Origin of the sequence: Acinetobacter sp. ANC 4779, assembly GCF_004331055.1 — a bacterium.
Lineage (GTDB): Bacteria > Pseudomonadota > Gammaproteobacteria > Pseudomonadales > Moraxellaceae > Acinetobacter.
Window position 1 is genome coordinate 15,707 of sequence record NZ_SJNU01000017.1, and the last position, 22,539, is coordinate 38,245.

At 40.4% G+C, this 22,539-nt stretch carries 20 protein-coding genes and 1 pseudogene; all 21 read right to left on the reverse strand.

The window, feature by feature from the left end; translation table 11 throughout:
• Window positions 1–53: 53 nt before the first annotated feature.
• On the reverse strand, window positions 54–1,292 hold the full coding sequence (locus E0H80_RS15450) for an MFS transporter (protein ID WP_131367181.1): 1,239 nt from the start codon (window positions 1,290–1,292) through the stop codon (window positions 54–56).
• A gap of 356 nt (window positions 1,293–1,648) precedes the next feature.
• Window positions 1,649–2,434: a 2-keto-4-pentenoate hydratase gene (locus E0H80_RS15455; RefSeq protein ID WP_131367183.1), complete on the reverse strand. Its 786-nt coding sequence runs from the start codon at window positions 2,432–2,434 to the stop codon at window positions 1,649–1,651.
• A gap of 255 nt (window positions 2,435–2,689) precedes the next feature.
• On the reverse strand, window positions 2,690–3,718 hold the full coding sequence (dmpG, locus tag E0H80_RS15460; RefSeq protein WP_131367185.1) for a 4-hydroxy-2-oxovalerate aldolase: 1,029 nt from the start codon (window positions 3,716–3,718) through the stop codon (window positions 2,690–2,692).
• A 38-nt stretch (window positions 3,719–3,756) separates the two neighbouring features.
• The gene (locus tag E0H80_RS15465; RefSeq protein WP_131367187.1) at window positions 3,757–4,665 is read right to left on the reverse strand and encodes an acetaldehyde dehydrogenase (acetylating); all 909 of its coding nucleotides are present in this window, start codon (window positions 4,663–4,665) and stop codon (window positions 3,757–3,759) included.
• Window positions 4,666–4,792: 127 nt separating this feature from the next.
• Window positions 4,793–5,605 carry a SphA family protein gene (locus E0H80_RS15470; RefSeq protein ID WP_131367189.1) on the reverse strand — a complete coding sequence of 271 codons (813 nt, stop codon included), beginning with the start codon at window positions 5,603–5,605 and terminating at the stop codon, window positions 4,793–4,795.
• 128 nt (window positions 5,606–5,733) lie between these two features.
• On the reverse strand, window positions 5,734–6,273 hold the full coding sequence (locus E0H80_RS15475; RefSeq protein WP_131367191.1) for a cupin domain-containing protein: 540 nt from the start codon (window positions 6,271–6,273) through the stop codon (window positions 5,734–5,736).
• Window positions 6,274–6,306: 33 nt separating this feature from the next.
• Window positions 6,307–7,416 (reverse strand): alcohol dehydrogenase catalytic domain-containing protein, encoded by a 1,110-nt coding sequence (locus E0H80_RS15480; protein WP_131367193.1) that lies wholly within the window; start codon window positions 7,414–7,416, stop codon window positions 6,307–6,309.
• Window positions 7,417–7,512: 96 nt separating this feature from the next.
• Window positions 7,513–8,850: a Rieske 2Fe-2S domain-containing protein gene (locus tag E0H80_RS15485; protein WP_131367195.1), complete on the reverse strand. Its 1,338-nt coding sequence runs from the start codon at window positions 8,848–8,850 to the stop codon at window positions 7,513–7,515.
• Between the two features lie 403 nt (window positions 8,851–9,253).
• A complete protein-coding gene (locus E0H80_RS15490; protein ID WP_131367197.1) occupies window positions 9,254–10,126 on the reverse strand; it encodes an alpha/beta fold hydrolase in 873 nt (290 codons plus the stop codon).
• A 39-nt stretch (window positions 10,127–10,165) separates the two neighbouring features.
• Window positions 10,166–11,110 carry a 3-carboxyethylcatechol 2,3-dioxygenase gene (locus tag E0H80_RS15495; protein WP_131367199.1) on the reverse strand — a complete coding sequence of 315 codons (945 nt, stop codon included), beginning with the start codon at window positions 11,108–11,110 and terminating at the stop codon, window positions 10,166–10,168.
• 69 nt (window positions 11,111–11,179) lie between these two features.
• Window positions 11,180–12,316, reverse strand: coding sequence for an FAD-binding oxidoreductase (locus tag E0H80_RS15500; protein ID WP_228260009.1), 1,137 nt, complete (start codon window positions 12,314–12,316; stop codon window positions 11,180–11,182).
• A gap of 309 nt (window positions 12,317–12,625) precedes the next feature.
• Entirely contained in the window at window positions 12,626–13,624 is a 999-nt protein-coding gene (locus E0H80_RS15505) for an AraC family transcriptional regulator (RefSeq protein WP_171457842.1), read from the reverse strand.
• Window positions 13,625–13,823: 199 nt separating this feature from the next.
• Window positions 13,824–14,252: a lipocalin-like domain-containing protein gene (locus tag E0H80_RS15510; protein ID WP_131367201.1), complete on the reverse strand. Its 429-nt coding sequence runs from the start codon at window positions 14,250–14,252 to the stop codon at window positions 13,824–13,826.
• A 50-nt stretch (window positions 14,253–14,302) separates the two neighbouring features.
• On the reverse strand, window positions 14,303–15,151 hold the full coding sequence (locus tag E0H80_RS15515; RefSeq protein ID WP_131367203.1) for an alpha/beta fold hydrolase: 849 nt from the start codon (window positions 15,149–15,151) through the stop codon (window positions 14,303–14,305).
• Window positions 15,152–15,167: 16 nt separating this feature from the next.
• The gene (locus E0H80_RS15520) at window positions 15,168–16,121 is read right to left on the reverse strand and encodes a VOC family protein (RefSeq protein ID WP_131367204.1); all 954 of its coding nucleotides are present in this window, start codon (window positions 16,119–16,121) and stop codon (window positions 15,168–15,170) included.
• A 29-nt stretch (window positions 16,122–16,150) separates the two neighbouring features.
• Window positions 16,151–16,909, reverse strand: coding sequence for an SDR family NAD(P)-dependent oxidoreductase (locus E0H80_RS15525; protein WP_131367206.1), 759 nt, complete (start codon window positions 16,907–16,909; stop codon window positions 16,151–16,153).
• 62 nt (window positions 16,910–16,971) lie between these two features.
• The gene (iaaH, locus tag E0H80_RS15530) at window positions 16,972–18,420 is read right to left on the reverse strand and encodes an indoleacetamide hydrolase (RefSeq protein ID WP_131367208.1); all 1,449 of its coding nucleotides are present in this window, start codon (window positions 18,418–18,420) and stop codon (window positions 16,972–16,974) included.
• Window positions 18,421–18,442: 22 nt separating this feature from the next.
• The gene (locus E0H80_RS15535; RefSeq protein ID WP_228260010.1) at window positions 18,443–19,144 is read right to left on the reverse strand and encodes an aspartate/glutamate racemase family protein; all 702 of its coding nucleotides are present in this window, start codon (window positions 19,142–19,144) and stop codon (window positions 18,443–18,445) included.
• A 209-nt stretch (window positions 19,145–19,353) separates the two neighbouring features.
• The gene (locus E0H80_RS15540; RefSeq protein WP_131367212.1) at window positions 19,354–20,763 is read right to left on the reverse strand and encodes an amidase; all 1,410 of its coding nucleotides are present in this window, start codon (window positions 20,761–20,763) and stop codon (window positions 19,354–19,356) included.
• A gap of 125 nt (window positions 20,764–20,888) precedes the next feature.
• Window positions 20,889–22,211, reverse strand: a complete 1,323-nt coding sequence (locus E0H80_RS15545) for a M20 family metallopeptidase (RefSeq protein ID WP_131367214.1) — start codon at window positions 22,209–22,211, stop codon at window positions 20,889–20,891.
• 25 nt (window positions 22,212–22,236) lie between these two features.
• Window positions 22,237–22,539 (reverse strand): annotated as a pseudogene (locus E0H80_RS15550) (hypothetical protein); the annotation flags it as partial.

Below are 22,539 nucleotides of genomic sequence, written 5' to 3' on the forward strand. Positions count from 1 at the left end.
AAAAGCTTTGTATTGACTAAACACCGAGTACAGCACATAAAAACAATGAAAAATTACGATTGCCGAACTGGAACAGATAGCGTAGGTACAACCATTAATTTATACAAAAACAAGGCAAATACAATAATAAAAGCACAAATCATATAGGTCATTGAAAAACCATACCATGCAATCAGTACTCCCATGACCACTGATCCAATAGCCATACCTATATCGAATAAGGCAAAGAAGGTTGAAATTGCATGTCCCATACGCTGTTTAGATACCGACTGAATTACCACTGTTTGTAAGCAAGCAAAAACAGAACCATAGCCTATACCAATAAATATTGCTGAAAGCCATAAAACCGATTGGTGTGATACAAAACTTACTATTAATAGGCCAATAGAAAAAAATAATAGCGATGGATACATTACAGAACTAGGACCATGATGATCATAAAAACGTCCCGCCCATGGGCGTACGATAATCATCGATATCGCGAATACTACAAAAAATGTACCGGTATAAGCCAATAAATTTTTACTTTCACTATACACAACAATAAAATTCATAATACTAGAGTATGCTAATGCCGTTAGCAATCCAACTAAACTGATAGGAATGACTTTAACTTCGACTAAGTCATGCCAACTTAAGTTTGCTAATTTTGAATTAGTTTTTTGTTCGATAGATTGAGAATGATTCAATACTTCTATTGATACATCTTTAATATTAATTAGCCAACAAAATACTAAACTAATGCACATAATTATGCACAGTAGCAAGAATAATACTTTAATATTAATAAATTGTAGTACCATCAAAGCCAGTAATGGACCAAAAACAACACCTAAATTGGTAGACATTACAAAGTAGCCCATGCCCTCGCCTTTACGATGTTCAGGAATAAAATCATTAGCTATAGGAACTACCACTGATGTTAAAATGCTGAACCAGATTCCGTGTAAAAAGCGCATCAAGAGTAAGCTCCACAGGCTATCAATCCACAAATAACTAAAGGCAAATAAAACAAAAAGTAATTCAGACCCACGAAAAGAGATTTTTTTACCTAACCTTTCAATAATTAAGCCAGAAAATGGGCGAATAGCAATAGAAGAAGCTAAAAATAAGGTTAGTGCTAAACCTGCTTCTTTTACAGTTCCACCCAAATCTTTCATAATGTAGATAGGTAACACCGTAAGTAAAGCAAAATAATAGATAAACAGAAATAAGTTATTACAGACAGATAAAATAAATGAGTGATTCCATAACTTTTCAGGTACGGGCAGTAAAGGTGTGGTAACTGACATAAAATTCTCATTTAGACGGTTAGGGGTATAGATAAAGATGAAAATAATAAATATTTACAAATGGTTATTATTATCTTGAGCCACAATTAGATTTAAAAACAGAAATCAAAAAAACCTACATCCTGTCAAAATTTTTCGTGCTTGGTTAATTAGGTAATACTGTCTACCTCACGTTCTTGGTGCTGGAACTTTTAATTATTACTCTCTGTTCTGGAACTTTATATTCCTGTATGACTTCATCTTAAATAAAGAATCATAACCTCCTTATCATCAATGACTATTTGCAACAGTACCGATTTTTGAATGCTATCTACCTATCTTAGCTAAATGTTAATCTAGCTTACTTGATAGATATCTTAAATAAACTCTATGTTAAGGTCGCCATATTTTTCAAAACTGGCTGTATAATTGGTAGGCTCATTAACGGTAGACATAGGGCCAAGTGCTCCGCTTAATATGACTTCACCTGCTTTAAGGGGCATATCCATTTTTGCCATAGTCTGTGCTAGCCATCGAGTTGCGATCAATGGGTTTCCTAGGCAATTTCTACCAATACCTTGAGAAACTTCCTCACCATTCGCAAGTAACTTCATCTTGGCATTTAACAAGTCTATTTCAGATAATTGATATGGGGTTTGTCCTAATACGACGAGTGCTGATGATGCATTATCAGCAACAGTATCTTCTATACGAATATCCCAACCCTGTATTCGGCTATCTACAATTTCAATAGCGATGAGCACATGATCAATAGCAGCCATTACCTCGATCATTGTCGTATCTTTGTGGGGCAAATCATGCTTTAAAACCAATGCGAACTCTACTTCAACTTTAGGCTGTATCAAGGAATTAAGCGCTATAGTTTCCCCTTCCATCACCAGCATATTTGAGTAAATATTACCAAAATCTGGCTGATCTACGCCTAATTGCTTTTGAACAGCTTTAGAAGTAAGTCCAATTTTTCGACCAACAATTCTATTTCCCAAAGATAAATATCGTTTTGTATTTAGTGACTGAATTTCGTAAGCTTCTTCGACTGTTAAAGGAACATCAAATAATTCACGTATTGGTTTGCATGGAGATTTGGTTTCTTCTGCTTTCCATAATAAGTCTGCTGCATTTTGAAATAAATTCTGTTTCATAAACATTCCATAGATTTTGAATATAGCGGAGCTTAATAAAGTGAACTATCTTATTTATCAGTGAAACTGAAAACACATTTTTCACTGATCAACCTATTGTTTTTAATATGAAGAGTATTATCAAATAATCATGAAATTATATTTAGCAATTCAAATATCCAATATTTTAAAATTAAAAATATAAATTTATAGACATTTAGAACCATTTATATAAAAACATGAATTCATGTTTTTATATAAATATTTGGTACCGCACTAACTTGCATTTTTATGTTTAACCATCGTCAGGGCTAAATCTTCAATCATATCTTCTTGACCACCCACGGTACCTCTTTTTCCCAACTCAACAAGTAATTCACGTGCCGAAATACCGTACTTCTGTTCTGCTCGCTTTGCGAACAATAAAAATGAAGAGTACACACCCGCATAACCTAGCGTTAGTGAATTACGATCAATTCGAATTGGAGAGTCTAGCATTGGAACGACTAAATCTTCCGCTACATCCATAATTTTAAATAAGTCTATACCGTGATTTACTCCCATACGCTCAAGTACAGCAACAAATACCTCTAGTGGTGTATTTCCTGCACCAGCACCTAGCCCAGCTACAGATCCATCAATACGATTAGCACCTGCTTCTAGAGCAGTTAGAGAATTGGCAATACTCATTCCTAAATTATGATGGCCATGAAAACCAAGTTCAGTCTCGGGCTTTAAGGCATCTCTAAGGCTACTCATCTTGTTGTGTACTTCTAGGGGAAGCATGTAACCTGCAGAATCTGTACAATAAATACAATTCGCGCCATAGCTTTCCATAAGTAGCGCTTGTTCAACCAATTTTTCACGATCAGCCATATGTGCCATCATTAAAAATCCAACAGTATCCAGCCCTAATTCAGCAGCTTTGGTAATATGTTGTTGAGAAACATCAGCCTCCGTACAATGAGTCGCAACTCGTATACAAGAAACGCCTAGCTCCTTCGCCATGATTAAATGGTCCGTCGTCCCAATCCCCGGCAAAAGCAAAGCTGATACTTTTGCCTGTTTCATTTCTGGAATGACTGCTGACAAATACTCTTCATCCGAATGCGCTGGTCGCCCATAATTCAGTGAAGCGCCCCCCAGACCGTCACCATGGGTGACTTCGATCAATGGAATTCCCGCATCATCTAGACCTTTGGCAACGCTCACCATCTGCTCGAGAGAAATCTGATGTTGCTTGGCGTGCATTCCATCACGCAGACTCATATCGTGTAACTTCACTTTCTTATTTTTTAAATCCATTTCTACATCCTAATCCGCATACAAATATTTGATTTTTTTCAGGCTGTTGGTAATGCTAAATGCTCTTTGTAATATTCCTCTGCAAACATTTCAGCCGTGCGTAATGCTGCTGCCGTCATAATATCGAGGTTACCCGCATATTCTGGTAAGAAATCACCTAGACCTTTCACTTCAACAAAAATGGAAACCTTATTTCCATCGAAGGTCGGACCATTGACTAAAGTATAGCCAGGAACATACTTTTGAACCTCTGAAACCATCGCTTTAACTGAGGCGGTAATGGCATCTTGGTCAGGTGTAGATTCGGTTAAACAGTGAATGGTGTCGCGCATGATTAGTGGAGGTTCAGCAGGGTTAATAATAATAATCGCCTTACCCTGCTTGGCACCACCGACTTGTTTCACAGCATCGGCCGTTGTACGGGTAAATTCATCGATGTTAGAACGCGTGCCCGGCCCGACAGATTTGGATGAAACCGTTGCGATAATTTCACCGTATTCAACTGACTGTACACGGCTAATAGCAGCAACCATCGGTACTGTCGCCTGTCCGCCACACGTCACCATATTGACATTCATTTCTAGCGTTTCAGTGTGTTTTTTCAGGTTGACCGATGGAATACAAAATGGCCCAATTGCTGCTGGGGTTAAGTCGATCATCAACACACCTAGCTCGTTCAGCTTACGACTATTTTCCGCATGGACATAAGCCGATGTTGCATCAAAAGCGATACGGATATCATCTTTTTTGATGTTTTCCAATATGCCATCGACACCGCTTGCGCAGACTTTGACACCCATTTCCGCAGCACGTTTCAGACCTTCGGATTCAGGATCAATACCTACCATCCAGACTGGTTCGACCCATTCTGAACGCATCATTTTCATCAGTAAGTCAGTACCAATATTTCCCGGACCAATAATCACGGCTTTTAATTTTTTACTCATGCGAACCAATGCTCCTGATTTAACACTTTTCTATTTTTCTATTGCCTAAAAATCTGCTTTACAACCTATTTTTTTGGAGATTGGCAATCTATATCCTGATTACCAATCTCATTCAATATTTTGCTGATTAAAATGCTTTAGTTAATGAAACACGTAGTACGCTACCTTCTAATGTGTTTTTATTGGAAAATTCTTGATAGGCTGCGATGTCGCCACCGAGCTTATATTTTGGTGAAAAATAACTCAGCGAGGCACCTAATGCATTTTTACGTTCATTACCATCGTCGGTTTCAAAAGTGTTGTAACCAGTTAATCCAAAATTGTACAAGCCATAATCTTTACCTAGACCCCACTCGACAATGACTTCATCGTGTAGCCTGCTGCCATTTGGCATGCTATAACGTCCGAGTGCGCTAAAAGTAATATCGCCTTTTTGATTGAGTTTTGCATTTCCACCAAGACTGAGCATGACCGAGTCAAAACCCTTTCCCGGGCTGGCCGGCTTGTCTTTATTGTATTTTCCCGTGTCAGCCCAATAACCGGTTCCAGCAGTGATGTCCCATCTATCACCATGCCAACCTAAAATACCGCCCACATATAAATCGCCGACACCGGTTTGTTTATCGATACGTTGACCATCGACTTTTAAGTCAGTGCGCATCATCGGTAAAACAGTTTCAAAGGCTAAATTGGCACCCAATATTTCTTGTGAAGTTACCCATGCAAAGCGATGCGCAAGTGCATTTACTGTCAGGTCAGTGTGTGCATCATCGGCCTGATAATTGATATAGTAACCTTTGTAATAAACACCCGGCGGAGGTAATACGCTGCCTCGAACACCCTCCATACCTGGCACATAATGAGAGTCTGAAGCCTGAGCCGCAACCGCTGCGCAAGAACATAAAATAGCAAATGTGAGTTTATTTAAATTAATATTCATATAACATCCTTGTTGTTAATTTTAAAAATTACGTACTGATACACTTATCCAAAATGTGCCATGTGGAGACTTAAAGCATGCGCTTAAAATAGCTTCCACATGACGGCTTGCCGTAAGTCGATAGATGATTAGACTCTTTCCATGCCAATCATAATCACCAGTAAGCGCACCGATTTTCCGCTGTCATTGACCCAAGCATGGCGCGTACCGTTTTGCACCACGATATCACCGACATTCAATGTCTTAGCGTCTTCATCCAGTAAAAGGTTGACAGTACCTTCTAAAATCACCACATAATCAATGGTATTAGTTAAGTGATAACCCGGTGGTTCAGGTTCAAAGGTTTCTGCCAATCCGGGCAGGCGCGCAAAGGTTTCCTGAATCAGTTTGTCCAGATCAACCGGTGCAGGTGCATCGGCTTGAGTCGATGGAAAAGTCACAATCATCGCAGAAGTTCCTGCGACTTCAGGCAAAATGGTATTTTGATCAATTTCTTGCGTTTTAAATGCGCCACCCACTGTAGTTTTTGCTGAAGTCCGCCAGAATACTTCCACGCTAAAGCCCGGTTGATATTCAAAATAATTCTCAACCTGAATCGGTGTTTCTGAAATGATTTTTGATTTATTGTTCAGGTTATTACCCGTCACCAAGACACGATACTTGCTCATGTTTAATTCCTTTTAAATGAGATGCTGAAAATTTTATGCTTCGTGAGCGATATAAAAATTTCTAAATCCGTTGCCTTGAGACTCAATATCAGTCAGTGCTTCGTTAATTTCTTCGAGTGGATAAGCATGCTCCTCAAGCAACGAAAAATCTAAAACACCCGACTCAAATAATTTCGCAATTTCATTTCCTTCTGCGGGGGTGAACCATAACGAGCCAATGTACTGCAATTGCGCGCACATAAATGGATGCGGATCAATCGGGATCGGCCCCGCAACACCACCGATCTGAATAATTCGACCACCACGTGCGACAGCTTTCATACCATCTGTGGCCAACTCTGTAGGGGCTTTTGCGCCAAGTGTATCGATCATGACATCTATGCCGTCAGGCAAATGACTACGCACCTGTGCATGGATTGTTTCATCACCCATCTGAACTGGAATAATGCGTTTGCTATCTAATGCTTGCAGACGCTTTAATGCTTCTGAATCACGTGCTGCGACAAAGATTTTTGCTGCACCAAATGCCAGTGCCAGTAAGGTGGCATTTACCCCCAAAGTACCGCTCGCACCTAAAATCAGGATACTTTGTGACGGTCTTAATTGTGATTTACGAATCGCTGAATATGCTGTACCCAAATATCCAAATCGTGCTGCTGCGGCAAAACTTAAATTATCTGGTAGTTTGACTAAGCTGCTGATCGGTGCAGTCATATATTGACCATAACCTGCGTATGGATAACGCTTAAATACATTGGTTGAGCCAACACCAAAGCCGAAATAACCCATAAATGTATAGGAGTTACATAAGGTTGCATTCCCGGCGATGCAAGACTTACATTCACCGCAGCCAATGCCGGGGTTGATATATACCCGATCACCCTTTTGATAGGTGGACACGTTCGAACCCACCGCAGTTATCACGCCAGCCGAATCTAATCCAAAAATTGCTGGCAATTCGGGTAGCGGTAAAAATGGATACCATTCAGGGAAATAGGTGGTCACATTTTTTAGATTGGGAATAATACCGCTGCTTTTGACTTGAACCAGTACATCATTAGGTCCCGGTTCAGGAATGGGTAATTCATCTATGGTAAATTGTCCACCGATTGTATGTAATCGCGCCGCTTTCATCATGCTCATGACTGGTCCTTTATTTATTAATGCTTTGATTCCATTAATTTTATTCTTCTATCTTGAATAAAAAGCCAGTACCGATCTACGATACTGGCTATCATTTTAGTCTTCTTTAAATTGTCGAACTTTGTAGCCCGGACGATGTCCATCAGCAGTATCTTTAAAGATCAAACTGGTGTTTTTAGAGGCACCTGCTACACCACGTGCTGGTTTGGCAATACCACGATTCCAGCGTGATGCCAGTTTACGCCAAGTGATTGGCGAAACGTCCGTCGCCATCAATTGCTCATCTTGCCAGCCAGTACCATCGCTATAGAAGTTTTGCATTGCTTCACGCGCATGTAGATCGCAGTCATTAAAGCCATGTAGACATAATGGTTTGTAAACCACGTCAAAACGTTTCTTAAAGTGCTTACGTTCTTCAGGGGTATTACATACTTTAACCAAAACTTCCCAATACTCATGAGTATCATCAGTAATCGGAACATACCATTCATACTGTACAACATGTTCTTCAGGCCAGTTTTCAACCATCAATACACCCGGTAATACCACCGATGTACGATAGAAACGTCCTTTCAAACCTTCAACTTTTACATTGAGTTCTTTGTTTTCTAGAACTGGCTCCCACTTGTCCGTGAACATCCATTGCATCTGACCTTTTGGTCCATTTTCGTCATCAACCACGGTGACTGCATCATCAGAAGTCGGTACGATACCTAAAGGAAGTGTCCAATCCATTGCATGTACAATTGTATTGTCTGCATGTACAAGTATATGACCATTGTCGAAACCATTTTCACATGCAATACGCCAGTCACCATAACCAGTACGATGCATACCTAGAATTAGTGCGTTATCATCAAGTACGCTTGGTGAATCTGGCCATAATGGATGTGGGAAATTGTCATTATTTTCAGGGAAGCGGAATGGCAAATCATGTGAAAGTGGTGGAACATCTTCTAGTGGAAATTCATCATCACGAACAAACACAAAGATCATGCCATTCACTTCATGGACCGGATAAGTGGTAATGCCTGTTGTACCGATGATCTTGTCGTTAGGATTTCCTACAATTGTGGTCAGATCACCACTTTTTAAGTCAAAAGTGAATCCGTGATACCAACAAGAAATAGTTTCTTTGTTAAAACACATTGGCTTTTCAGATAAACGTACGCCACGGTGTGCGCATTGATCTTTAAGCGCAAAAACTTCGCCATTTACACGGCGTAACACAATAGGAATGCCACAAATTTGCATACCTTCAACTTGGTCTTCTGCAAGTTCTTCAGTGAATAATGCTGGATACCAGTGGTTAATAAATCCCCAAGCAGCATCTTTATAAGGTTGGTATTGGCTTTGTGTTTTAGCATCATTTGTACGGGCTTCACTAATCCCTTTTTGTACTACACGGCGTCGAATGATTTGTTCTTCAGACATTTTTAAAATTCCTTTTTAAATTAATCGCACTGTATCTCAGGAACTTCATCTTATTTCATCTCAAACCACTCACCGCTCCGAAAAATGCACAAACTATCCATGAAATGCATGAATATTCAACAAGACATAAAAAGAATAATTCATACTGAAAATAACTTTATAGAGAGGATTTATTCTTTAATTTTTAAGCGGAAAAGTGCAAACAGACCAAACACCTAGAAAATATTTTTAAATATAAATTCAATAACTTAAAATTATTTTTATATTCTTAAACACGTTTAAAATAAAAAGATACCTTTAGTCATAAACCAAAGGTATCTCAAGAATAATTTTGATCAATCAATGTAAAATATGATGATTAGCTAAATAATGAAAATACGAAATTATTCAGTCCATCAGCACATTAGTGAATGCCATTTTCGAGAAAATCAATTGCCATACGATTAAACTTATCTGCATACTCCCATTGTGCCCAATGACCACACCGATTGAAAACATGTAACTCTGCACGCTGTAAACCGCTTAATAAAATTAGACCTGTGTCCAAAGGTACAAAGCGGTCTTCACGCCCCCAAATAATCAACGTCTCATTGGCAATTTCATTTAGACGATGACTAACATCAGGAAACTGTTTAGGATTAACTTTAAAACTATTAATAAAATTTTCAAGATGATCTTTACGTGCAAGAATACTAGTAAAGCGATTCGTGAACATTTCTTCCGTCAAATTGCTTGGGTCATAGACAAAGATATTCATCATTTCTTTTAGGTTCTCTAGGCTTGGCTCCTGATAAAGCTTGTTAATCAGCTTAATCCCTTCCGCCGGTTTCGGTGTGAATATCCCACCTCCACCTGTGCCACCACCCATTAAAATCAGTTTATTGACCAAGTCAGGATATTCTAAAGTAAATGCAACCGCACTATGAGCTCCCATCGAGTTACCGATCAGACTAATTTTGCTTAGGCTCAGTGCATCTACCAACCCTTTCAAAATTCGAGCATTCAAATATGATCGTGAACCATTATCATTCAGAACTGTGTCGCTCTTCCCCCATCCCGGACAATCCATCAATATCACACGATAACCGGCATCGGTCAGTGATTGAATATTACGATTGAAGTTTGCCCAACCACTCGTTCCTGGTCCGGAACCATGCAACATCACCACCACTCGGTCGCCTTGCCCAATATCGTTATAATGAATATTAAATATTGATGCTTTATCTTGAATTGAAATAAACTTACTAGTTTCTACTTCAGTCCATTGTTTTGACATATTTTTATACCCTAAATTTTTCTGTTTTTAGTTAAATCATCATTTAACCGTGATAAGAGTAAGTGCACCATATCCTGCAATCCACTCAGGAATGGGTCGATAATAACGGGCTTTTTCTATTGACTGACCAAATGCTGCCATGGCGGCAGCAGCAGCAACCCAATTTTTAACCTCATGTGTTGATTTGCCGGCCAGATCAGAAAGCTCTTGGTTACTCAAATTATCCAATTGTGATAACTGCCCTGTGGCGATCAGATTCAAAAACCACTGATCCCACTCTGGATTTAATGGATGCAAGCTATTCTGCTCAATAACAAAATGGTGTGCTGCATTAATGACACGTTGAGTCCGCGCTTGTCGTTCATCTACAGGTAAATTACGTCCACTGCCAAGTAATCTGTCTTTGACATGATCGTTGGCGGTATGGAGTTCTGGCACTGGTGGCTGATGTGAAAGACCGCCCGAAGCAATAATCAGTACACGCTTGTTTAACGAGGCAACGAAATTCCCCAAGGCTTCACCAAAAAGACGTGCTCTTTTAAAAGAAGGCAGTGGCGTAGCCACAGAGTTAATAAATGCTGGAATCACAGGAACCTGATCCAGCCCGCCTAATAAAAACTCTAAAGGCTGTGCAAAACCATGATCGACCTGCATTTTATGAGAAATGGCAACATCAACTCCGTGCTCCAATACATAGGCAGCAGCAGCTTCAGCAAGCTCGGCAGGGACTGACAAATCGCCCCTAGCGGAACCAAAATCTCCAATCGCATGTGCCGCTGTGCCAATACAAAACGATGGCATCATGTCGTAAAAAAAACCGTTATAATGATCCGGTGCAAAGAGCAAAACCAATTCTGGATCAAATATCTCAATCTCTTTACGCGCATTGGCAATCGTATTTTTGATTTCATCTAGAATGGCTTTTTCTGGATCGACCAACCCAATCAAGGGCGTATGAGATAAACACTGTAAAAATCCCTGCATTTCAGGCTACCTCATCGTGAGACTTTAAATAGATAATCATTACCCTATTCCTCAATCATGCAGATACCATTAATTACTAGCAACAAACTGTTCAGAGAAAATATTCTCCGCTTTAACCCCTAACGCTAATAAACGGGTAGTTGCAGCATTAATCATCGGCTGCGGACCGCAAAGATAAGCAACGGTGTTGGCATCGGTTATATCTGCTTCGCTCAAGGCACTCACCGGACTTCCGGCATGATGACCCTCTTGGGCTTCTCGATCTACACAGATTCTTGCTTCCAAAGTCGGTAACCACTGGCTTCTTAACGCAACATCATCTAGGCAAAATAGTGCTTCGGGGACGGCACAGCCGAAATTGAGTAGCATTTTAGGTTTGACACTACTACTGTGACGTAAAGTGTCGATGATCGATAAAATCGGGGCTAAACCAGTACCTCCAGCAATAAAGATATGCTTGGCGCGCTTATGTTCCTCCCTTAAGAAAAATGAGCCGTAAGGACCTGATAGCGTTAATACATCATCGACCTGGGCATGTTCTGTCAAATACCTAGACATCTGCCCACCCGGGATCAGGCGAATAAGAAACTCAAGTTCCGGGATAGATTTATTGGTACTGGATGGAGAATAACTGCGTAATACGCCAACACCAGGAATGCTAATCTGCATAAATTGACCTGGACGAAATTGCAGATAATATCCTTCTGCTAACTCTACTTTTAGGCGTACTGCATTTGCACCAAGAGGTTCGATAGAGTTAATAAAGGCTTTGACTTCTTGCGCACTAATCGCGCCAATGTCACTGCCATAATCTAAATCGAAACTACAATCTGCATCGGCTTTTGAAATACATAAGAGACGGTTACCTAGATTGTATTCACTTGAAAGCAGTGTTGAACTTTGACCCTCAAGCGTACTTGCCTGACCGTCTTTTAAGGTACAAATACAGCTGGAGCAACTCCCTGAACGACATTGGTATAACAACGGGATATCGTTTTCCAGGGCAGCATCGAGAATGCTGGTATGCGGTTGGACTTGAAATTCTTTGGTTACACCATCTGAAAAGTTTAAGGTAACGTTATGCATGATGGTATTGCGGTCAGCACGATTTTTTTCGCTTTCAGTATCGGAGGTAGCAGCCATGTTGGCATGAATCTGGCTATTTTTAAGAACACTAGGGTTGTGAACACATTCATCCATGAGCATGAGTTTAATTCCTATTTGGTTTGCTTTTCACTCCCCCTATAGTGGAAAAATTTCACCCTCAAGCGCGCTCCATCTAGTGCCTCTTTTATCCCCAAAGTGCACATAATATTTTATATGTCAGCATCCTATAGACTACATCCCTTCATCAAGTGAAGAATCAGCAAAATTCAGTGCCATACAATATGATTAAAAACTTATTTTTTAAAAAGTATGCAATTCAGAATAACTGGCCAATCACGGACTAAAATAGCGGGGCAATTGATTTGACATTTTATATTTAAACGAAGAATAGATAAATAGAAGCACTTTTCAACGGGATAGTGTTTCATACGGAGTTTCTCCAAATCGATGTTTATAATCTGTTGAAAAATGTCCTAAATGATTAAATCCCCATTTAAATGCGATCGTAGTCACTTTATCCGAACCCAAACTCGCATTTTTTAAATCATCATAAGCACGTTGCAGTCGAATTTCTTTTAGAAAGTGCATTGGCGTGGTATTTCTATATTTTTTAAAACCGTTAAATAATGACCGAGCACTTACACCGGAAAATTCTGCTAAATCATTAATACTAATCGGCTTTTCTACATTTTCCTGAATATAGTATTCAACTTTCTTTACAAATGACGGTGCGATTGAAACGCTATCATTATGTATTTCTTGAGAATAGGTGTTAGGTTGATAATTGAGCAGCATATTCACTAGATTATTTTCGATCTGGGAGACCATTAAAGGAGAAATATCATCTTCATCGGATACAAAATTGGATATCCAGCTCACCATCCTCAACCACTGTGTACCTGCTTTAGTATCTACAGACATGGTTGGATCAAATTCGATATTCTTATTTAAAGTCCGATTTAAAATTTGTTGGCAATTTTTTTCAACCAATTTTTTATCGATACGAATTACTAATTTTTCAGTATCAGGCTGATGGTTAATCACGCTTTTGACATAAGGGTTAATAATGCCTATTTCTTTAGGAGTACATAATATCTTGTCTTTGCCTAAAGAGATTTTTTCAAATCCACGGATTGGAATCTGAATAAGGAAAAAATCTTCAAAAACAGCAGGCTGAATAGTTATTTCACCACCATAACTCATTCGACCGACACCAATATTACCAATCTTTCTGTAGAAGAATTTCGCATTCAAGGAACTAGCAGCACTCGTTACTCTTAAATCATTGGCACATAACATATTCGTCCCACTAGAACGAATTTCTTCAATATTACTTGAGCAGCAAACTTCATAATTTGAAAGCACTAATTCAGGCGCTACACCAGTATCAAAACTTAACTTTTGCAATATTATTACTCCTTGCACATTTACATTACTTTTGTGTGTTCATCCTGAACACGTTTTGAATGTCTATTTAAGAATTACTCCTTAATTCTTAAATAGACATTGATCAAGTTTTAATTTTTTTTGTAAAAACTACATTAGTAATCCATTGTAAAAAAAAGAATTGCCACACAATGATCAAAACGACCAAATTTAATATTTTTCAAACCTGACGTTTAAAGCTGAGTTTAGCGACACGTGCTTCAGAAGTTCCTTCTTCAAGTTTAGCTGTCATAAGGGTGAGCACATCGCCTTGTAATTCAGCAAAACGATGTTGAGTACCACCAATCCAATTGGGGAAAATGCTATATTTTACCTGATGGGTAATAGTATTCCCTTCCACGTCAAATCCCCCAGCATAAGTAAGATAGCTATTATATGCTCCTGCTTTTTCTGTATCAGCAGCTGACCATTGACCACCGGTAGTAAATACTTTGCGGTCTTTTTGGCTAATTACACAGGACATGCCATAGTCGCTATATTCAATAAAACCGTCTAACTCAGTACCCATTGGTAAAACAACACGCCCATCGTCATAGAGTTGTTCCCAAGATTGTACAGTCCAGCGGCCTTTAATCGTGTCTCGATTCATCATCTTCATCCTATTCATTTTCATTGTAGAAATTTTTTATGTATACGATTTTATTTGTCCGTGAGTATAAAATCCGCCAATAATTGAGTGAACTCTTTGGCCTTCTCGATCTGTACCCAATGACCACATTCACCAAATACATGTAACTGCGATTTTCGAATTAAGCGTACCAGACGTTCAGAAACTTCAAGTGGAATAACCAAATCATCACGACCGTGGATAATCAAAGTCTGGTGTGGAAGTGAGCGGATTTCATCTTCGTTTAGTGCCAACATTTCAATACCGGCTTGACGCGGTTCCGGAAAGAGCACTTCAAACCGCGTTTGGACATCATCTCTGATGCTCGCTTCATAACGCATTCTGACTAAGTCATCATTAATAATACTTTGATCATAAGCAAATACCTCCATCAAACCACGCATTGCTTCCACAGAAGGTTGGTAACCCCACACTTTGTCTAAACCTGCTGTCAACTCGAAAGATAATCCCGCTGCCCCCATTAATACGAGTTTATTCACTTTCTCAGGATGTGTTTTGGCAAATGCCAAAGCTATAGCTCCCCCAAAAGAATTACCTACAATCGAAACACGTTCGATATTTAATGCATTTATTAGGCCAACCAGTGAATCAACCCAAGCAGCTCTGTCTAATTTTTTATTTTTAGGACATTGGCTATAACCAAAACCAAGCATATCAAGTGCAATAACCCGTGCGTGCTTAGACAACTCTGGAATAATGCCACGCCAATTGGCCCAACTTGTTACCCCCGGTCCTGAGCCATGAATTAATAGAATTACATCTCCTTTACCTTGATCGTGGTAGTTAATGATGCAATCATCTACTTGAATACTGTTCGCAATTTCAGGTGATTGTTGTAGCTGAGTATTTAAACTAGACATCTGCTTTAAACCTTCCTTAGTTATTTAAATTTTGGGCTGTTGTCACGACAGGGGCACGTAAACCTTTTTGTGCCAATCGTTTCAATATTTGTCGTGCTTCTTCACGTTTATCGTCTGGTAACCAAGTTCTGTCGTGTCCCCAAAGGCTCATACCTTCAAGTTCGGTTGGCTCCCAATCGGGCCCGACTGTCCGTGTGGCCCACCCTAATTCAATCATCCAGTCATCTGGGTTTTTTAAATAGAATGAAGTAGCATGATCATTAATATGTCGACCTAGAGTTACACCAATACTCTCAGGATTTGTCAACGCCATATCATAAGCTCGTCCAACATCATCAAAATCATTGTACTCAAGCATTAAATGATAAATCTTCGCTGGGCCACCAGTATGGGCGATGCCAATCGTATGATGTCGGGGGTTACAGTGCAGAAACTCAACACGGAACGGCGCATTGGTGTGATCACTGAGATTAAAACTGAAGATATTGCGATAGAGATGACTTAATTGTTCGAAATGTTTTGTAATCAATGCAACATGTCCTAACCCCATATCTCCTGTGCGAAATCCACCAATCGGACGACCCGGTACAAATGGAGTATCCGCATCTGCTAGACCATAGGAAACCTCTATGCGCACACCATCTGGGTCATAAAAAAACACCATGTCGTCTACACCGCGAAGTAATCGCTCTTGAGCTGTGCCTTCGGTGACCACATAACCTTCGTCTTTCAACTTTTGCGTGATATTTAGAAGCTCAGCTGCATTGGTAACTTCAAAGCCCATACTCATGCTAGCAACTGCTGCTGTTTTCATGATGAGAAAGCGCTGGATTTTTTTATCTACGCGTAAACGAAGGCACTGATTTAACTCAACAGTTTCGACCTGCATCCCGATATGATCTCGAGCTTGCGTCGCCCATGCATCTAAATGAGGCGTTTCTACCACAATGTAACTTAATGCTTGTATCATTCTTATGTCCTTATTAATATTTAAAATGATTATTCTGCTGACATTCCACCATCGATAGAAAGTATCGTTCCAGTGACATAAGAGGCCTGACCGGACAACAACCAGATCACCGCCGATGTCACTTCATACAGTTGACCAATGCGATGCATAGGTACTCCATCATCGTACATATGGTCATCGCCCCCAGTTACCCGATCATAACCAGGGGTCTTAATCGGACCTGGGCAAATGGCATTTACTCGAATATTTTGTTTGGCATAATCCAAAGCAACTGCACGTGTTGCACCCACAATCCCATGTTTAGAAGCAATGTACTCCGGTGTATTCGGCATGCCTTTTAACCCAAAAATGGAGGCATTATTCACGATGGATCCTCCACCATTTTTAAGCATTGCTGCCGTTTCATATTTCATCAAGTAAAGGACACCTTTTAGATTTACATCTATCGTGTCTGATATATCCTCAATGGATGTTTCATGCATACAACCGAATTCACGTTGAATACCAGAGTTATTAAAAGCTGCATCCAAGCGACCATAGGTATTGAGAGCGAATTGGACTAAGGTTTCACAATCTTCTGCTTTAGATATATCTGTCACTTGAAATACAGCTTGTCCACCAGTATTTGTAATTTCATCAATAACCGCTTGTCCTAATGCAGGATTGCGGTTACCAATTACAATTCTAGCCCCTGCTCGCGCTAGGGCCAGGCTTAAATCGCGCCCCATACCACTAGCACCACCAGTCACTAACACTACTTTGTCTTTCCATTGATGATCTATATTCATCGATTCATTTTTATTCATTATTCTTCACTTCTCTAATGAAATTGAATTTTAGGTAATCCTGCTTATGCTCTTGGAACTCGACCAATAATGCTTTCTAAGATCTGACCTATAGCCAGTAAGCGACGATCACTGCCCTTTGGACCATCAAGTTCCATACCCACAGGTAACCCTGTTGAATTCCCTAATCCAACAGGTATTTGAATGCTTGGAATACCTGCACTTGCGGATGGTTCAGTGTTTTGGATTAATCGTTCAAAATTTGCAGGTTGATAGATATCATCATTGGCTAATGGAGCCACCATTGCAGTGGTTGGAAAAATCAAAGCATCGAGGTTGTGTTGTATGAATAATTCCTGATAACGCTTTCTCAATAGTTCACGCCCACCATTTTGAGCAGCGTTATATAATGGTTCTACATCGACCAAACCATCAACTGTTGGCATTTTTCTTGGTAGTACCCATTCATCATAAATAGCTCGCACATCTGGACTACAGATTTTTTTGGCAAGATCTTCAATGCTGATATTATGATTATATTCACTTAAATATTTGACCATACAATCATAAGCTTCATGAATAACAACAGTAAAACCAACAGGTTCATTTAATGCTTGAAGTCCCGCATCTTCTATTGTAATAAACGTCACACCATGAGATTTAAGCTTATCAATAGTCTTCTGTGCTAAATCTTCAGTATCACTATCAAGGTTACGCCAAAACTCGGTTGGCAAGCCTAATCGCAACTCATCTGTGGCAATTGTCGGCAATTCAAACTCATCAGTAACAATACTATCGAGTAAGGTTAAATCAGACATAGATAAGGCCATTGGCCCGACAGTATCTCGACTTTCAGCAATGGGAATTACACCCTTATTGGAATAACGACCCGCACTAGGACGTAATGATGCGCAACCATTAAGCGCAGGTGGAATACGCATAGATCCACCAGTATCGGTACCTAAGGCTGCTAGTGCCATGCGGGCGCCTAATGCTGCTGCACTTCCAGAAGATGAGCCACCAGCAATACGTGAGCTATCATATGGGTTACGTACCCCCATACCTGTACCGGTATTGTATGCCTGATTATATCCCGTCGCCCCAAATGCCAATTCATGCATATTCGTCTTACCAATAATAATGGCACCTGCATCACGCAGCTTGGCAACTGTTGGAGCATCTTCGTTTGGAATATAGTCTGAAAATGCAGGTGTACCTGCTGTAGAGCGTAATCCAGCCGTATGAATATTGTCTTTGATAACAATTGGGATGCCACTCAGTGGTTTCATTGCTTGTCCGCTTAGACGCTGATCATCAGCTTCTTGAGCAGCTTTTAATGCTCTTTCACCATCTAGTGTGATAAAAATATTAAGTTCTTTACCCTGCTCTGCACGCTCTAGACAAGCTTTTACGAGTTCAACACTTGTCATTTCACCCTTGCACAATGCATTTACTGCTTCTGTAATCGTGATATCTGTCAATAATGAATGTGTAATAGCTTCAAATAATTTCATTTATATTGTCCTTTTTTAGCCTTCAATAAATGAAGGCACTATCCTTAATTTTTTCAGGATTTGGATAAGCAACTTTGCTATGACTCAATCCAAGGTCAAGTAATAGCTCGCATTGCTTATATGCAACAACACCTGGATTCAGTACTGGAACTGAGAGATGCTCAGCGAGATAAGCATGGGCTTGGTGCATTGTTGTCGATCCGAGTATCAACACATCTGCCCCGTCTTCTTCAATAGCTCGTTTTCCAGCTTCTAATAACTGGGCAAATACAATATCTTCTTTGCCCTCAAGTAAGGCTTGAGTATCAGGTCTGACATCAATAGATCGCATTGAAGCCAATCGAGCTTCAAGACCATATTCTTTTAACGTTTTGTGATAGAGCGGATACCACTGTGGCCACATTGTTATGATGCTAAATTTATGACCCAGTAAGCAGGCTGTATGAAAACTGGCAATCGCTGGAGAAAGAACTGGAATGGATAACCGTGAACGCAGTGCAGTCAATCCCGAGTCACTCATTGTATTAATACAAATAGCATCGTAGCCTTCTTCTTCAGCTTTAATGCCCGCTGCAATCACAGCATGTTCCATAATTGCCATATCATAGTAACTATCAGCCAACGTGAGCACTTGACCTGCTCCAACAAAGCTCACCTCAATATCATCGCGCAATAGTGTTTTTGGTAGTTGCGACTCGACTAAAGCTCGGGTTGATTCGCTCATCGGTACCGGGAAAATCATCTTGATTCGCTTTTTCATAATTCCATTCTTTTTAATTAAAACTTCCTATAAATTCAAAGCTAAGCGTCATAAAACTAAGTAAAATACTATTCACAAGCACCGATTCAACTATATTTCCTCGTTGTCTATATATAATTTACTTCAATCAAATCTATCGCTTAACCAATCCCAAAGCAGTGCTTGAAAATGCTTTATTCCATATTTAGATTAGGACGCAGCTTATGCCAATCACTCATCTCCTGCACAGCCATCGTTGCTCGGCATAATGTGCCTTCACCACCTTTTTTCCCGATAAATTGACCACCAATCGGCATGTAGTTCTCGGTTAAACCAATCGGAAAACTCATACATGGATGACCGCTAACATTAAATGGCGCGGTAAATTGAATTAAATGACGATTTGCTTCTGGATCTTGTGCCAGATTGGCCAGCTGATCATGCGTAGGTGCAGCATAAGGTTGTACAGGTGCCAAAATAATATCGACCTCTTGTAGCAAAGCATCCATTGCACCATTAAAGCGTTGTGCTTCTAATAAGATGCGCTGGTAATCCATTCCACTGAGCTGCCGTCCGCCATCAATTAAGCGGCTTAAAGCAGGCCCATATTGTGTAGCATATCTAGGATAGGTTTCCCCGTGAGCGACTGCGGTTTGAACACCACAATGTGATTCCCAATTGTTACTCACATGGTAGGTATCCGGCATTTTGATCTTTTTGACTTGCCCCCCACCAGCAAAAATAATCCGAATAATTTCTTCCAACGCTTTTTGGATCACTGGATCAACATCCTTATTGATCCATTCAAGATCAACACCAACTGTCAGCCCCTTAAAGCTCGGCTCAATACTCGGAATTTCCAAACAAACGCTAGAGAGAGAAGTTGAATCTAAAGGATCATGACCCGATATCGTCGATAATAAAAATAGCGTATCCCTTGCACTACGGGTGATAGGTCCAACATGATCCAGACTTGCCGCCATTTCCATCACACCGTAACGACTGACTCGTCCCCACGTTGGCTTTAAACCAGTTAAACCATTGGCTGCACATGGAAAACGAATCGAACCACCTGTATCACTGCCCAAAGCGCCATAACATAAACCTGCTGCTGTCGCGATACCTGCGCCACTCGATGATGCACCCGCCCAGTGGTCAGCTCCCCACGGATTATTTGGCTCGACAATATCTGGATGATGAATTGCAAAAGCCCCTTCGGTCATCTGCAATTTACCGAGCATGATGGTTCCAGCTTCACGTAATCGGGTAACGACGGTTGCATCCTGTTCAGGTATGCGATGAGCATGCAATGGCATGCCCACAGCGGTGACCACACCTGCTGTATCAATCAAATCTTTAAATGCAATCGGAATGCCATGTAATGGACTACGGCAAATTCCTTTTGCCAATTCGTCTTCTGCCTGTTGCGCCTGTTCTAAAGCAATATCCGCTGTCACACGTGCATAACTATTTAATTGACTATCCAAAGCCTCGATACGCGCTAACTGGGCTTTGGTGATCTCTACAGGAGATAATTTACGGCTACGGATCAGTTGCGATAGCTCGTACATTTCTAAATAATGTATATCCGTTGAATAATTCATCCATTAATTCCAATCTAGACCATAAGAAAACAACCCAACCTGATCTAAATCAAATATTTAGACATCAGGTAGCGCTCTTAAAATTTAAATAACCTACGATTTTTAAAATAAAATTTTTATTTAAATTACAATTCAATTTCAGTACGATTACGCGTCAACGTATCGATTAAGGCATACAGGATTTTTTCTGCACAAGGCATTAAATCCGGTATATAAGTCGCCCCCATGCCCCCTAGCCCCTCTGCAACAGGTAATGGCGCACCTGTCGCCGGCCACGGCCAACCTATTCTCGCTGTCGGCACACCATAGCGTCTTAATGCAGCACCATCCGTCTGACCGGCCAAATAATCTGGCGTACCATGTGGTTTTTGTTCCACATATTCCCAGCCACGTTTACAAGACTGAATAATCCAGTTTTCCGGATCAGTTGTACCACCCGGAACAGAACCATATTGTTCCCAATCTATATCCAGATCAGGGAACCGCTTTATAAGATCATCAATGAAGTTGGCGAATTGAGCTTTAACATCAGCTGGACTAACTCGAGGATTTACACGTACATCAAAGAATATTTCAGTCACTGCACTCGGAAATGCAGGGCGCTCAATATCACCACCACGAACACCTGCAATCCAACCATGTGGCTTAATCACACCACTGGTATTCCGCTCGGTATATTCAACAATCCATGCTTGTAATTCATTGATGACCGTAGCCGCTGGAATAACTGAACTTCTAAAACCAGGAGCATCGTGTGGCACACCGGCATAGCCAAGAGTGCCTTTTACCTTTAATTTGAACCATGCCATTCCAGGTTCTTCATGATAAACCCAGTTCCAAGGCTTCATAATGATGGCGTAATCTGGGTACATGCCACGATTAAGCATGTGAATCACGCCATTTGACATACCCGCATTTCTCGAACTAATGTCAACTGGCATTCCACCATCTGCCATACCTACAATCAGATCACCCTTAAGTGGCACTTCAGCTTCAATTAAAGCATTGGCAACCTCTGTTAGAGTTGCTACCATAGCTTTAGGATTTGAAGCCCCCAGACCAAAAACCCAATCATCTACTTGCTGAGCAAAAGGTTGCAAATCAACCTCTTGGCCATTTCCAGTCAAAACTTCTTCACCTGGCGTACGATCAAGATGCGTATCTATAGGCGCATATAACAAAACTGTCGCACCATCACCCGAGCCTCGATATTCAGCCATGACATTTCCAGTCATATCGTTCATAGGGTAATAATGAGATTTCATACCGATTTCTTTTAAATACTCAGCCATAAACTTGCTTGCTTCACCAGTCGCACCGGTGGGGCTATGGATATTCGTTAAATCAAACAATAATTTTTGTAACCGTTGAGGATTCAATTTTGAGCAAGCCTTTTCATACCATTGAATCTGCTCAAGGGATAAAGGGATTTTTTTAGTCACTTCCATTTTTCTTTTCCTAAAATTTAAGTATTTAATTACTGGCAACAAACTGCTCAGAGAAAATATTCTCCGCTTTAACCCCTAACGCTAATAAACGGGTAGTTGCAGCATTAATCATCGGCTGCGGACCGCAAAGATAAGCAACGGTGTTGGCATCGGTTATATCTGCTTCGCTCAAGGCACTCACCGGACTTCCGGCATGATGATCCTCTTGGGCTTCTCGATCTACACAGATTCTTGCTTCCAAAGTCGGTAACCACTGGCTTCTTAACGCAACATCATCTAGGCAAAATAGTGCTTCGGGGACGGCACAGCCGAAATTGAGTAGCATTTT

Excerpts from the sequence above, each read along its gene's own strand:
- E0H80_RS15500 (WP_228260009.1), bottom strand. The coding sequence starts at position 12,316 with ATGCTCATGGATGAATGTGTTCACAACCCTAGTGTTCTTAAAAATAGC.
- E0H80_RS15545 (WP_131367214.1), bottom strand. The coding sequence starts at position 22,211 with ATGGAAGTGACTAAAAAAATCCCTTTATCCCTTGAGCAGATTCAATGG.
- E0H80_RS15450 (WP_131367181.1), bottom strand. The coding sequence starts at position 1,292 with ATGTCAGTTACCACACCTTTACTGCCCGTACCTGAAAAGTTATGGAAT.
- E0H80_RS15465 (WP_131367187.1), bottom strand. The coding sequence starts at position 4,665 with ATGAGTAAAAAATTAAAAGCCGTGATTATTGGTCCGGGAAATATTGGT.
- E0H80_RS15455 (WP_131367183.1), bottom strand. The coding sequence starts at position 2,434 with ATGAAACAGAATTTATTTCAAAATGCAGCAGACTTATTATGGAAAGCA.
- E0H80_RS15525 (WP_131367206.1), bottom strand. The coding sequence starts at position 16,909 with ATGAATATAGATCATCAATGGAAAGACAAAGTAGTGTTAGTGACTGGT.
- iaaH (WP_131367208.1), bottom strand. The coding sequence starts at position 18,420 with ATGAAATTATTTGAAGCTATTACACATTCATTATTGACAGATATCACG.
- dmpG (WP_131367185.1), bottom strand. The coding sequence starts at position 3,718 with ATGGATTTAAAAAATAAGAAAGTGAAGTTACACGATATGAGTCTGCGT.
- E0H80_RS15540 (WP_131367212.1), bottom strand. The coding sequence starts at position 20,763 with ATGAATTATTCAACGGATATACATTATTTAGAAATGTACGAGCTATCG.
- E0H80_RS15535 (WP_228260010.1), bottom strand. The coding sequence starts at position 19,144 with ATGAGCGAATCAACCCGAGCTTTAGTCGAGTCGCAACTACCAAAAACA.
- E0H80_RS15485 (WP_131367195.1), bottom strand. The coding sequence starts at position 8,850 with ATGTCTGAAGAACAAATCATTCGACGCCGTGTAGTACAAAAAGGGATT.
- E0H80_RS15495 (WP_131367199.1), bottom strand. The coding sequence starts at position 11,110 with ATGCAGGGATTTTTACAGTGTTTATCTCATACGCCCTTGATTGGGTTG.
- E0H80_RS15520 (WP_131367204.1), bottom strand. The coding sequence starts at position 16,121 with ATGATACAAGCATTAAGTTACATTGTGGTAGAAACGCCTCATTTAGAT.
- E0H80_RS15515 (WP_131367203.1), bottom strand. The coding sequence starts at position 15,151 with ATGTCTAGTTTAAATACTCAGCTACAACAATCACCTGAAATTGCGAAC.
- E0H80_RS15470 (WP_131367189.1), bottom strand. The coding sequence starts at position 5,605 with ATGAATATTAATTTAAATAAACTCACATTTGCTATTTTATGTTCTTGC.
- E0H80_RS15490 (WP_131367197.1), bottom strand. The coding sequence starts at position 10,126 with ATGTCAAAACAATGGACTGAAGTAGAAACTAGTAAGTTTATTTCAATT.
- E0H80_RS15475 (WP_131367191.1), bottom strand. The coding sequence starts at position 6,273 with ATGAGCAAGTATCGTGTCTTGGTGACGGGTAATAACCTGAACAATAAA.
- E0H80_RS15510 (WP_131367201.1), bottom strand. The coding sequence starts at position 14,252 with ATGAATCGAGACACGATTAAAGGCCGCTGGACTGTACAATCTTGGGAA.
- E0H80_RS15480 (WP_131367193.1), bottom strand. The coding sequence starts at position 7,416 with ATGAGCATGATGAAAGCGGCGCGATTACATACAATCGGTGGACAATTT.